Origin of the sequence: Streptomyces tagetis (genome assembly GCF_018069565.1) — a bacterium.
Classification (GTDB): domain Bacteria; phylum Actinomycetota; class Actinomycetes; order Streptomycetales; family Streptomycetaceae; genus Streptomyces; species Streptomyces tagetis.
Map to the genome: position 1 here is coordinate 412,895 of NZ_JAGPNL010000003.1, position 12,357 is coordinate 425,251.

Genomic DNA, 12,357 nt, shown 5'->3' on the forward strand with positions numbered 1-12,357 from the left:
CGATCAACGAGCGCTCGCGTCGCTGCCTCCGGCGCCGGAGCGCCGACGGGGGACACGGATCATGAGCCAGGACGGCGGACAGGGCCGTTACGCGGGGCGCGCTCTCGCCGGCGGCCGGTACCAGCTTCGCGACTTGCTCGGCGAAGGCGGCATGGCCTCGGTCCACCTGGCGTACGACGCGGTGCTGGACCGGCAGGTCGCGGTCAAGACCCTCCACACCGAGCTGGGCCGCGAGCAGGCGTTCCGCGAGCGCTTCCGCCGCGAGGCCCAGGCAGTGGCGAAGCTCACCCACACCAACATCGTCTCCGTCTTCGACACCGGCGAGGACGACGTCGACGGACTGACCACGCCGTACATCGTCATGGAGTACGTCGAGGGCCGCCCGCTCGGCTCCGTGCTCGACGAGGACATCCGCCGCCAGGGCGCCATGCCCGTCGACCACGCCCTCAAGGTCACCGCCGACGTGCTGGCGGCCCTGGAGATCAGCCACGAGATGGGCCTGGTCCACCGGGACATCAAGCCGGGCAACGTGATGGTGACCAAGCGCGGCGTGGTCAAGGTGATGGACTTCGGCATCGCCCGCGCCATGCAGTCCGGCGTCACCTCGATGACGCAGACCGGCATGGTCGTCGGCACCCCGCAGTACCTCTCGCCGGAACAGGCCCTCGGCCGCGGCGTGGACGCCCGCTCCGACCTGTACTCGGTCGGCATCATGCTCTTCCAACTGGTCACCGGGCGGCTGCCCTTCGACGCGGACTCGCCGCTGGCCATCGCCTACGCGCACGTGCAGGAGGAGCCGGTCGCCCCCTCCTCGGTGAACCGCTCGCTGCCGCCCGCCGTGGACGCGCTGATCGGCCGCGCGCTGCGGAAGAACCCCAACGAACGCTTCCCCAGCGCCGAGGCGATGCGCTCCGAGTGCCTGCGGGTGGCGGCCTCCGTCCAGGCGGCCCCGCCGAGCATCGTCCCGGGCGCCGCCACCGGCAGCGGCGCGGGCGTCGGCTCCGCCGTCTTCCCGCCCGTCGGCCAGGGCACCCCGGCGCCCACGGGCCCCGTCCAGACGCCCTACCAGCCGGTCCCGCCGCAGCACCCGTACGGCACCCCGGCGCCCGCGCCGTCCTACGGCTACCCGCAGCAGGGCGGGTACCCGACGCCGCACCCCGCGGGCTACCCGCAGCAGGGCACGCCGACGCCCCCGCCGTACGCCGTCGGGCCCCCGCCCCGTGGCGGCGGCCGGAGCGGCAGGGGCCTGCTCGTCGGGCTGGTCGCGGGGGCCGTGCTGGTGGCCGGCGGCGTGGTCGGCGCGGTGCTGTACGCCAACGGGGACGGCGGCGATGACTCCGGGGCCGGGGGCGAATCCGCCTCCGCGTCCGCCCCGGCGTCGAAGGCCGAGGGCTACCGGGGGCCGGACACGAGCAAGACGATCGACTCCGACAAGTGCACGGAGCCCGACGAGTCGTACAACGACCCCGACAAGGTGAAGGTCCCCGACTTCACCTTCAAGCACATCGACTCGGTCAAGGAGTGCTTCCAGGCCGCGGGCTGGCAGATGAAGATCGTCCACGTGGACGAGAACACTTACGGCGAGGGCTCGGTCCGGGACCAGTTCCCCTCGGCGGGCACGGACGTCGACCCCGACGAGATGCCCGAGATCCAGCTCAAGGTCTCGACGGGCAACCCCGCCTCCTGACCCTCCCGCCCACGACGAAGGGCCCGGCAGCCTCGGCTGCCGGGCCCTTCGCACACGCGGGTGCGGTGGGGGTGTCTCAGAGGTAGGGCCCGCCGGTACGACCGCCGGGGTGGGGCTCCTCGCCGTCGTGCCCGGCGCCGGGCGGCAGGGCACGGCGCATCTGCTCCAGTTGCGCGCGGGCGGCCATCTGCTGGGCGAACAGCGTGGTCTGGATGCCGTGGAAGAGCCCCTCCAGCCAGCCGACCAACTGGGCCTGGGCGATCCGCAGCTCGGCGTCGGTGGGTGTGGCGTCGTCCGTGAAGGGGAGCGAGAGCCGCTCCAGCTCCTCGACCAGCTCGGGCGCCAGACCGTCCTCCAGCTCCTTGACGGAACTGGCGTGGATCTCCTTGAGCCGGACCCGGCTCGCCTCGTCCAGCGGCGCGACCCGCACCTCTTCGAGCAACTGCTTGATCATGCTGCCGATCCGCATGACCTTGGCAGGCTGCTCGACCTGTTCCGTCACCGGGATCTCCCGATCCTCGCCGCCGTCACCGCCGCCGCTCAGCGCCATACCGTCCTGGCCGACGACCAGGATCTGGGGCTTCTCCGGCGACCTGTCGTTCCTCGGCATCTCCATGCCTCCATTGTCGCGCACCCGGCAGGCCGGTTCACGTGGCGCCCCCCGGGCCGGAGACCTTCTCGCGTTCGGCGGCATCCGGAATGCCGCGAGGTCCGGGGAATGTGACGCTTGTCCCGTCGACCGCGCCGACGGACCGGGGTCGACCACACCGACGGACCGGGAGGGGTCCCCGCATGACTCCATGGCGCCGCACCCTGCACGCGACGGGCCTCGCGGGCGCGCTGACCTTGGGCAGCCTCCTGACGGCCCCCTTTCCGGCGGAGGCCCACGGGGCGGGGGCTCTGGTGGGCGGGGCTGGGGCTGGGGCCGGTGCCGGTGTGGTGCGGGTCGGCGGGTCGGCCGGGGCTGCCAGGGCTGCCGGGGCTGCCGGGGCTGCCGGGGCTGCCGGGTCGGCCGGGTCGGCCGCGGGGGTGCCGTCGCCCGGCGGTGCCGCCCCGCACGCGGTGGGCACGGCGGCCGGGGACGCCGACGGTGGCGGCCAGGCGGGCCGGGAGGAGGCCGACGGCCGGGACGATCCGCCGGGTCCCGGGGACGGCGGCGGCACCGGAGTCGCCGAGGACGGGGACGGCGGGAACGGCGGGGACGAGGGCGCCGGGCAGGACGGTGACGGTACGGACCCCACCGCGGCCCCCGGCGGCGGACCGGCCCACGCCCCCGGGCCGCCGTCCGCCGACCCCTCCGCCTCCACCGCGTCGCCGTCCGCCCCGGCCGAGCCGTCCCGGGCGGGCAGCCGGCCCGGCGAGGGACGACAGCGGCCGGGACGCCCGGAACCGGAGGAGAACGACGACACCGGAGACGACACCGGAGACGACACCGGCGACGAGACCGAGGACGGCGACGCCCAGGGCGGCGGCAGCGGCTTCCCCGACGACCCGGACACCGCCGTACCGCCCTCCGCGGCGATCCACGTACCCTCCGAGACCCCGCGGGCCACGGACGTACGGACCGCCACGCCCGCCGCGGCCACCGCGCCCGTCCGGCGGCTGCTGCCGCTCGGCACCGGACTGGTCCTCGTCGGCCTCGGCCTGGCCCTCGCCTTCGTCGGCCTCCGCCTGCGCCACCCTCCGCACCGCCACTAGGGCCGGTCCGTGTTGTCCCGCCCGGCCGTGTGCCGTGCGATCGCAGGGCGGACCCGACGCCGCGAGCCCCGCCCCTACGGCCCCGGCCCGCCCGGCACAGCCGCTACGAACCGGCGATCAGCAGCACCTTGCCGATGTGCCCGCTCTCCTCCAGCACCCGGTGCCCGTCCGCCGCCGCGCTCAGCGGCAGCTCGCGGTCGATCACCGGACGCACGTGGCCCCCGGCGATCAGCGGCCAGACGTGCTCCCGTACGGCCGCCACGATCGCCGCCTTCTCCTCCAGCGGGCGGGCCCGCAGCGAGGTGGCGCTGACGGCGGCGCGCTTGGCCAGGAGCGCCCCGATGTTCAGCTCGCCCTTCACGCCGCCCTGGAGACCGATGATCGCGAGGCGGCCGTTGACGGCGAGGGCCCGCACGTTGCGGTCGAGGTACTTGGCGCCCATGTTGTCGAGGATGACGTCGGCGCCCGCGCCGCCGGTGGCCCGCTCGACCTCGGCGACGAAGTCCTGCTCCCGGTAGTTGACCAGGATGTCGGCGCCCAGCTCGGCGCACCGCTCCAGCTTGGCCGCGGTGCCCGCCGTGACGGCGACCTTCGCGCCGACGGCCTTGGCGAGCTGGATCGCCATGGTGCCGATGCCGCTGGAGCCGCCGTGCACGAGCAGCGTCTCCCCGGGGCGCAGGTGGGCGACCATGAAGACGTTCGACCAGACCGTGCAGACCACCTCGGGCAGCGCCGCCGCCTCCGTCAGGCCGACGCCCTCGGGCACCGGCAGGAGCTGTCCGGCCGGGACGGCGACCTTCTCGGCGTATCCGCCGCCCGCGAGCAGCGCGCACACCTCGTCGCCGACCGCCCAGCCGGAGACGCCGGTGCCGATCGCGGCGATGCGCCCGGAGCACTCCAGGCCGGGGTAGGGGGAGGAGCCGGGCGGCGGGTCGTAGAAGCCCATGCGCTGCATGAGGTCGGCCCGGTTGACGGCACTGGCCGCCACCTCGACCAGGACCTCGCCCTCGCCGGGCACCGGATCGGGGACCTCGGCCCACACCAGCGCCTCGGGGCCTCCGGGTTCGGGAATCGTGATCGCATGCATGGGGCCGACGCTACCCTTCCGCCACGTTCCGGGAACCGGCGTGGCGGAAGGGACGCCCCGTCAGTCGCGGGGCAGCGGACGGATGTCGGGCGTCACCTGCCGGCCCGGCGTGGCCCGGACGATGGTGATCAGGCGGTCCGTCAGTTCCAGTCCGCCGACGGCCGGATCGTCGTAGCCGAGCACCCGGTGTCCGCGCAGGACGCTCACCACGAGGTCGTCCAGCTCGCGCGGGTTCCGGCCCACCTCGGCCTTTATGACGGGCCGTTCGACGAGGTCGAGCCCGGTGCCCTGGTGGATGAGGTCCTCTATCACCATGCCGGCGGCGGGGCTGAGCACGGAGAGCCCGAGCAGCCGGCCGGCGGCGCTGGCGCTGGTGATCACCGCGTCGGCGCCGGACTGCTTCAGCAGCGGCGCGTTCTCCTCCTCGCGGACCGCGACCACGATCTTCGCGCCGCGGTTGATCTGCCGGGCGGTCAGCGTCACCAGGACGGCCGTGTCGTCACGCTGGGTGGCGATGATGATCTGCCGGGCCCGCTGGACCTCGGCCCGCTTCAGTACGTCGCTGCGGGTGGCGTCGCCGACCACCCCGGCGTAGCCGTCGTTCGTGGCGGCGTCGATCGCCTTGCTGCTCGGGTCGACGACGACGACCTGCTCCTTGCGGAGCCCCGTCGCGCAGACGGTCTGGAGCGCCGAGCGTCCCTTCGTACCGAAGCCGACGACGACGGTGTGGTCGCGCAACGCGGACCTCCAGCGGTTCAGGCGCCATTCCTCCCGGGTGCGTTCGGTGAGGACTTCCAGCGTGGTGCCGACGAGGATGATCAGGAAGAGCACCCGCAGCGGCGTGATGACGAGGATGTTGGTCAGCCGGGCGGCGTCCCCGACCGGGGTGATGTCGCCGTACCCGGTGGTGGAGAGGGTGACCGTGGCGTAGTAGCAGGCGTCGAGGAAGTCGACGGAGTCGCCCGCGCCGTCGTGGTAGCCGCCCCGGTCGGCGTAGACGATCACCGAGGTGACCATCAGGACGAGCACCGCCATCGACAGCCGCTTGGCGACCTGGCGGAACGGCCGTTCCACCGCCTTCCTCGGGAGTTTCACCCGGTGGGTCACGAGGTGTTCGTCCGCCTGGCGGGCGATCGCGTCCTGGCCCGGAAGTTTCACGTGAAACACACTCCGATTCCACCGGCCGCCCAGGGCAGGTCGAGGATCTCGGTCTCCTGCCCCGGCGGCACGCCGCCCGGCGGGACGACCGCCAGGGCGTCGGCCGCCGCGATACCGCGCAGCATGGCCGGACCGTTGTAGTGCAGCGGCAGAGCGCCGCCGCCGCGCAGTACGACGGGGACCAGCCGGGTGTCGTACGGATGGCCGGGCACCGCGTCCCGTACCGGCAGCGCGCAGGGCTCGGGGGCGGGCCGCGCGGCGAGGGTGCGCAGCAGCGGCTCGGCGAGCGTGAGCAGGCCGGAGACGGCGGCGAGGGGGTTGCCGGGCAGCCCGACGAGGTACTGGGCCTCCCCGGTCCGGGCCAGCAGCATGGGGTGCCCCGGGCGCACCCTGACGCCGTCCACCAGCAGGTCGGCGCCGATGCGAGCCAGGACCGGGTGGACGTGGTCGACGGGGCCCGCGGCGGTGCCGCCGGTGGTGACGATCAGGTCGGCGGCCGATTCCGTGATCGCCCGGTACAGGGCCTCGGCGTCGTCGCCGATCCGGCGGACCGTGCCCGTCTCACCGCCCAGGGCCCTGAGCCAGGGGGGCAGCATCGGGCCGAGGGCGTCCCGGATGAGGCCGTCGCGGGGCAGTCCGGAGGTGAGCAGTTCGTCGCCGAGGACGAGGAGGTCGACGCGGGGCCGGGGGACGACGTCGAGGGCGTCGTAACCGGCCGCCGCCGCCAGCCCCAGCACGGCCGGGGTGACCAGGGTGCCGATGGACAGCAACTGGTCGCCGCCCCGGCACTCCTGGCCACGGGGGCGGATGTCCTGGCCGTGCACGACCTCGCGGGTGGCGTGCAGCCGGTCGGGCCCGTCCGCGCGCCGGGGCTCGGTGGCTCCGTGCCCGGTGCGGCCCGGCTCGGCCCGGCCCTGCTCCGTACGGTCCGTACGGCCGTGTTCGGTGCGTCCGTGCTCGGTGCGCAGGACGGCCGTGGTGTCCGGGGGGACGCGGGCGCCGGTGGCGATGCGGACGGCCTCGCCGTCGGTGAGGGGCGGGGCCGCCGTGTGCCCGGCGAGCACACCGTCCTCGCGGACGGTCCAGGGACCCGGTCCGGCGACCGCCCAGCCGTCCATGGCGGAGGTGTCGAAGGAGGGCAGGTCGGTGAGGGCGGGCAGGGCGGCGGCCAGGGTGAGGCCGAGGGCGGCGTCGAGGGAGACGGGAACCGGGGCGCGGCCGGCCGCGCGGACGGCGGCGCGCGCGGCGCGCTCGGCGGTCGCGCGGGCCTCGGGCCAGGGCATGGCGCGGTGGCGGGAGTCCGGCGTACGGGCCGGGGTGCCGCGGGTGTGCGGGCGGGGGTTCTCCTGCACCAGGGCGAGTGCCTCCTCGGCGCCGAGATCGTCCGCTTCCTCGCCGGCCCGCGTGCCCGGGGCGGACATCAGAGGTCCGGCTGGCTGTCGGGACTCGCCCCGGTTCCGTTGCCGCCCGGCGGGACGGCGCTCGTGGCCTGGCCGGGGGGCGCCGTCTCCGCCGCCTCCTCGGCCCAGCGCAGGGCGAGTGCCTCGGCCTTGCGGACGGCGTCGGCGACCGCCTGCGGTCCCCCCTCGGCCCGCCCCGCGGCGTAGCCGACGAGGAAGGTGGTCAGCGGGGCGGCCGGGCGGGCGACACCGTGCGCGGCGTCGCGGGCGAGGTCGAGCAGGAGGGGGATGTCGACGTCGAGGTCGATGCCCAGCTCGTCCTTGGCTGCGGAGATCCATTCATCCAACACGTGACCATGCTCCCTGATACGTGCCCTTGCGGTGGCGATGTCGTCCCAGGTGTCGCAGTCGAAGGACGCGACGGCGTCGGGGACGCGGCTGAGGTGGAGTGCGGCGGTGAGCCGGCGCAGGGGCAGCCCGGCCAGACCGCCGTGGTCGTCGGCGAGCCCGGCCAGGACACGGCGCACCGCGCGTGCGCGGTAGGCGGCGACGAGGGGCTGGTCGCGGCCCTCGGCGTCGGTGAGCAGCACGGCGTCGGCGGGGCCCGCGGCGAGTTCCGCCAGCAGCCGGCCGACGACGGCGGCGTCGAGGAAGGGCAGGTCGGCGGAGACCACGAGGACGTGCTCGGCCGTGGTGTGCCGCAGTCCGGCGGCGAACGCGGCGAGCGGTCCGCCGCCCGGCGGGTCCTCGCGCGCCCAGACCACGGGCCGGGCGGTGGGGCGGGGGTCGGCGACGACGACGGTGGTGCGCGCCCCGGCGCCGGCGGCGAGCACCCGGTCGAGCAGGGCCCGGCCGCCGACGCGGAGACCGGGCTTGTCCGCGCCGCCGAGCCGCCGGGCGGCCCCTCCGGCGAGCACGACGGCGTCGTACGCGACGGCCGCCGTCCCCGGCGCGGGGGCGGGGCCGGCTCCTGGGTCACCGGGCGATTCGTACGCGGTCACCCCCCGAGTATGCGTGTCCACGCGATCACAGGGAACGCGGGGGCGACTTCCTCCCGGGGCCGGGTCCGTGACGCGGGGTCGTCCACCCCACGAGCGGGACGTGGCACCGTGCACGCGCGGTCACCCGGCGAGGGCATCCGCGCACCGGACACGCGGCGAGGGATCGCCCACGTACCGGTCACCCGGCGGGCGGCCCTGGCGACGCCAGGACACGCGGACCGGGCCCAGCGAGCCGGACGGGCCTCGCGGACCGGCCCCCACGGGCGACAGAGGCCAGCAGGCCGGCGCCCCCGTCACAGCACGCGGGACCGCCCACCTACCGGGCACCCGGCGAGGGGACGTCCGCGTACCAGCCGCCCAGCGCGCGTCCCGGCGACGCCATGAACGAGCGGACCGGAGGCCGCGAGCCGGGCAGGACACCGCAGACCCGGCCCACAGTGACGGGCAGCAAAGGCGACCGGACCGGCGCCCCCGTCACAGCGCGAGCAACCGCCCGCGTACCAGCCGCCCGGCGAGCGGCTCGGCGACGCCCCCGACGCACAAGCCGCGCGCCGCGAGCCGGACGGACCGTCGTGGACCGGCCCACGACGACGGGGCGCCAAGGCGACGGACCGGCGCCCCCGTCACAGCACGCGGGGCCGCCCGCCCACCGGGCACCCGGCACGCCGCCCACCCCCGGCGCGCGGGCCGAGCCCCGCCCGCCGTGCCGGCGCCCCCGTCACAGCGTGCGCAGGAGCACCGCCGGCTGTTCCACGCAGTCCGCCACGTACCGCAGGAAACCTCCCGCGGTGCCGCCGTCGCAGACCCGGTGGTCGAAGGTGAGCGAGAGCTGTACGACCTGGCGGACCGCCAGCTCGCCCTCGTGGACCCAGGGCTTGGGGACGATGCGGCCGACGCCGAGCATGGCCGCCTCGGGGTGGTTGATGATCGGGGTGGAGCCGTCGACGCCGAAGACGCCGTAGTTGTTGAGGGTGAAGGTGCCGCCGGTCAGCTCCCCGGGGGTCAGCCGTCCGGCGCGGGCGGCCTCGGTGAGCCGGGCGAACTCGGCGGTGAGCCCCTCGGCGTCCCGCGTGTGCGCGTCCCGGACGACCGGCACCACCAGGCCCCGGTCGGTCTGGGCGGCGAAGCCGACGTGGACCCGGTCGAGGCGGACGACCTCCCTGGCCTGGGTGTCGACGGTGGAGTTCAGCTCGGGGAAGCGGGCGAGGGCGGCGGTGCAGATCCGGGCCAGCAGAGCGACGAGGGAGATCTTCGGGCCCCCCGCGGCGTTCATCGCGGTACGGGCCCGCATCAGCTCGGTCGCGTCGGCGTCCACCCAGCAGGTGGCGTCGGGGATCTCGCGCCGGCTGCGGGAGAGCTTGTCGGCGACGGCGCCCCGGACGCCCTTGAGCGGGGTCCGCGTCCCCTCGGCCGGCGGCGCCGCCGCGACCGGCACGGCGGGGCGCGGCCCGGTCTCCGCGGCCGGGGTCCGCACCCCCTGCGCGGCGGCGGCGCGCAGGGCGTACTCCACGTCGGCGCGCAGGATCAGCCCGTCGGGTCCGGAGCCGGTCATCTCGCGCAGGTCGAGGTCGTTCTGCCGGGCGAGCCTGCGCACCAGCGGGGAGATGACGGGGACCGGCCCGTCCGGCTGCTCGGCGGGGACCGGGCGGCCGTCGGCCCGTACGGGCGGACGCGCGGTGGGACCGGTCCGCTCCGGCCGCACCCGGCGCCGGCGGGCGGGCGCCTCGGAGGTGCCGTAGCCGACCAGGACGTTGCCCGAGCCCTCGGCGGGTGCCGCCTGCCCGCGCTCCGTGTCCGTGCCCGGCGCCCGCTCCCCGTCCGGGGCCGGCCGCGCGTGGTCCGCACCCGTCTCCGGGCCGGTCGCCGGCGTCCCGTCCGGGGCCGGCTCGCCCACCGCGACGGTGATCAGCGGCGCCCCGACGGGCAGCTCCGTGCCCTCCTCGCCGAAGCGGGCGGTGACCACCCCGGCGTAGGGGCAGGGCACCTCGACCATCGCCTTGGCCGTCTCCACCTCGACGACCGGCTGGTCGACGGCGACCGGTTCGCCGACGTCGACGAGCCAGCGCACGATCTCCGCCTCGGTGAGCCCCTCACCGAGGTCGGGGAGCTTGAACTCCAGCACCTGTGCCATCAGCTCTCGGCCTCCCACTGCAGACGCCCCACGGCGTCCAGGATGCGGTCCACACCGGGCAGGTGGTGGCGCTCCAGCATCGGCGGCGGATACGGGACGTCGAACCCGGCCACGCGCAGCACCGGCGCCTCCAGGTGGTGGAAGCAGCGCTCCGTGACCCGGGCCGCGATCTCGCCCCCGGGGCCGCCGAAGGCGTGCGCCTCGTGGACGACGACCGCGCGTCCGGTCCGCCGCACCGAGGCGCACACCGTCTCGTCGTCGAACGGCACCAGCGAGCGCAGGTCGACGACTTCGAGGTCCCAGCCCTCGGCTCGGGCCGCCTCGGCGGCCTCCATGCAGACGGCGACCGAGGGCCCGTACGTGAGGAGCGTGGCGCTCCGGCCGGAGCGCCGCACCACCGCGCGGCCTATCGGCTCAACGGGCGAGGGCCGCTCGGGGTTCCAGGCGTCCTTCGACCAGTACAGCCGCTTGGGTTCGAGGAAGACGACCGGGTCGTCGGAGGCGATGGCGGCGCGCAGCAGCCCGTAGGCGTCGGCGACGGTCGCGGGCGTGACGACATGGAGCCCCGGAGTCGCCATGTAGTACGCCTCGGACGAGTCGCTGTGGTGCTCGACGCCGCCGATGCCGCCGCCGTAGGGGATGCGGATGGTCAGCGGCAGGGGCAGCGCGCCGCGGGTGCGGTTGCGCATCTTGGCGACGTGGCTGGCGAGCTGCTCGAACGCCGGGTAGGCGAAGGCGTCGAACTGCATCTCCACGACCGGGCGCAGCCCGTACATCGCCATGCCGACGGCGGCGCCGAGGATGCCGGCCTCGGCGAGCGGGGTGTCGGCGCAGCGGTCCTCGCCGAACTCGGCGGCGAGCCCGTCGGTGATCCGGAAGACGCCGCCGAGGGTGCCGACGTCCTCGCCGAGGACGTGCACCGCGGGGTCGTCGGCCATGGCGTCGCGCAGCGCCCGGGTGAGGGCCTGCGCCATGGTGGCCGGCTTGGCGGCGACGGTCGTCGTCATCGGGGTCCTTCCGTGATCACGGCGGTCTCGGTGGTCTCGGCGGCCTGGGCGGCCTCGACGGCTTCGGCCTCGGCCGCCAGCTCCGCCCGCAGCAGGTCCCGCTGCTCGCGCAGGTGCGGGGTCGGCTCGGCGTAGACGTGCGCGAACAGGTCCATCGGGTCCAGGCGCGCGTCCTCGTTCATCCGCGCGCGCAGGTCGGCGGCCATCGTCTCGGCGTCCTCGCGCGCGGTCCGCACGGCGTCCTCGGTGAGCAGCCCGCGCCGGGTCAGCTCCTCCTCCAGCAGGGCGATCGGGTCGTGCCGGCGCCAGGTCTCGACCTCCTCGTCGCCCCGGTAGCGGGTGGCGTCGTCGGCGTTGGTGTGGGCGTCGACGCGGTAGGTCAGCGCCTCGACCAGGGTGGGGCCGCCGCCCGCGCGCGCGTGGCGCACGGCGTCGGCGAGGACCTCGTGCACGGCGACGGCGTCATTGCCGTCGACCAGGCGGCCGGGCATCCCGTAGCCGACGGCCTTGTGGGCCAGCGAGGGGGCCGCGGTCTGCTTGGCGAGCGGGACGGAGATGGCGAAGCCGTTGTTCTGCACGAGGAAGACGACCGGGGCCTGCCAGACGGCCGCGAAGTTCAGCGCCTCGTGGAAGTCGCCCTCGCTGGTGCCGCCGTCGCCGACCATGGCGAGCGCGACCACGTCGTCGCCCTGGAGGCGGGCCGCGTGCGCGAGGCCGACGGCGTGCGGAAGCTGGGTGGCGAGCGGCGTGGACAGGGGGGCCACCCGGTGTTCACGGGGGTCGTAGCCGGTGTGCCAGTCGCCGCGCAGCAGGGTGAGGGCCTCGACGGGGTCGACGCCGCGGGCGATGACGGCGAGGGTGTCGCGGTAGCTCGGGAAGAGCCAGTCCCGCTCGCCCAGGACGAGGGCGGCGGCGATCTCGCACGCCTCCTGGCCGGTGCTGGACGGGTAGACGGCGAGCCGGCCCTGCTTGGTGAGGGCGGTGGCCTGCGCGTTGTACCGCCGGCCCTTGACCAGCTCCGCGTGGAGCCGGAGCAGCAGCGCGGGGTCGGCCCCGGCGGCGGCGTCGGTCCCCAGGACGCGGTGGGGTTCCGCGTCGGGCAGCAGGGGCGCGGGATCGGTACGGGGCTGCCAGGCGGGCGGCGGTGTGGGCCGGTAGGCGCCCCGCTGCTCCATGACCGTCATGACG

10 protein-coding genes are annotated in these 12,357 nt (G+C 75.8%); 2 read left to right on the forward strand and 8 right to left on the reverse strand.

The genetic code is table 11. The features are described 5' to 3' along the window. Window positions 1–61: 61 nt before the first annotated feature. Entirely contained in the window at window positions 62–1,687 is a 1,626-nt protein-coding gene (locus tag J5Y05_RS13915) for a protein kinase domain-containing protein (RefSeq protein ID WP_210872107.1), read from the forward strand. A 76-nt stretch (window positions 1,688–1,763) separates the two neighbouring features. Here the strand turns inward: J5Y05_RS13915 and J5Y05_RS13920 are convergent, their stop codons facing one another. Further along, window positions 1,764–2,303: a bacterial proteasome activator family protein gene (locus J5Y05_RS13920; protein ID WP_210872108.1), complete on the reverse strand. Its 540-nt coding sequence runs from the start codon at window positions 2,301–2,303 to the stop codon at window positions 1,764–1,766. Window positions 2,304–2,716: 413 nt separating this feature from the next. Between J5Y05_RS13920 and J5Y05_RS13925 the strand changes: the two genes are divergently transcribed. Next, the gene (locus tag J5Y05_RS13925) at window positions 2,717–3,385 is read left to right on the forward strand and encodes a hypothetical protein (RefSeq protein WP_210872110.1); all 669 of its coding nucleotides are present in this window, start codon (window positions 2,717–2,719) and stop codon (window positions 3,383–3,385) included. 103 nt (window positions 3,386–3,488) lie between these two features. On the opposite strand, the gene J5Y05_RS13930 is transcribed toward J5Y05_RS13925, so the two are convergent. The 7 genes from J5Y05_RS13930 to pdhA form a co-directional block, all read right to left on the reverse strand. After that, entirely contained in the window at window positions 3,489–4,472 is a 984-nt protein-coding gene (locus J5Y05_RS13930) for an NAD(P)H-quinone oxidoreductase (RefSeq protein WP_210872112.1), read from the reverse strand. Window positions 4,473–4,532: 60 nt separating this feature from the next. Further along, window positions 4,533–5,630, reverse strand: a complete 1,098-nt coding sequence (locus J5Y05_RS13935) for a potassium channel family protein (protein WP_210872114.1) — start codon at window positions 5,628–5,630, stop codon at window positions 4,533–4,535. Then, on the reverse strand, window positions 5,627–7,051 hold the full coding sequence (locus tag J5Y05_RS13940) for a molybdopterin molybdotransferase MoeA (RefSeq protein WP_210872116.1): 1,425 nt from the start codon (window positions 7,049–7,051) through the stop codon (window positions 5,627–5,629). Before J5Y05_RS13940 ends, J5Y05_RS13935 begins: the two co-directional genes overlap by 4 nt. Continuing rightward, entirely contained in the window at window positions 7,051–8,031 is a 981-nt protein-coding gene (locus J5Y05_RS13945) for an NTP transferase domain-containing protein (protein WP_210872118.1), read from the reverse strand. Before J5Y05_RS13945 ends, J5Y05_RS13940 begins: the two co-directional genes overlap by 1 nt. Window positions 8,032–8,749: 718 nt before the next feature. Next, entirely contained in the window at window positions 8,750–10,162 is a 1,413-nt protein-coding gene (locus J5Y05_RS13950) for a dihydrolipoamide acetyltransferase family protein (RefSeq protein ID WP_210872120.1), read from the reverse strand. Further along, window positions 10,162–11,169, reverse strand: coding sequence for an alpha-ketoacid dehydrogenase subunit beta (locus J5Y05_RS13955; protein ID WP_210872122.1), 1,008 nt, complete (start codon window positions 11,167–11,169; stop codon window positions 10,162–10,164). The genes J5Y05_RS13950 and J5Y05_RS13955 overlap by 1 nt, the downstream gene beginning before the upstream one ends. Further along, window positions 11,166–12,353 carry a pyruvate dehydrogenase (acetyl-transferring) E1 component subunit alpha gene (gene pdhA, locus J5Y05_RS13960; protein ID WP_210872125.1) on the reverse strand — a complete coding sequence of 396 codons (1,188 nt, stop codon included), beginning with the start codon at window positions 12,351–12,353 and terminating at the stop codon, window positions 11,166–11,168. The genes J5Y05_RS13955 and pdhA overlap by 4 nt, the downstream gene beginning before the upstream one ends. Window positions 12,354–12,357 lie beyond the last annotated feature (4 nt).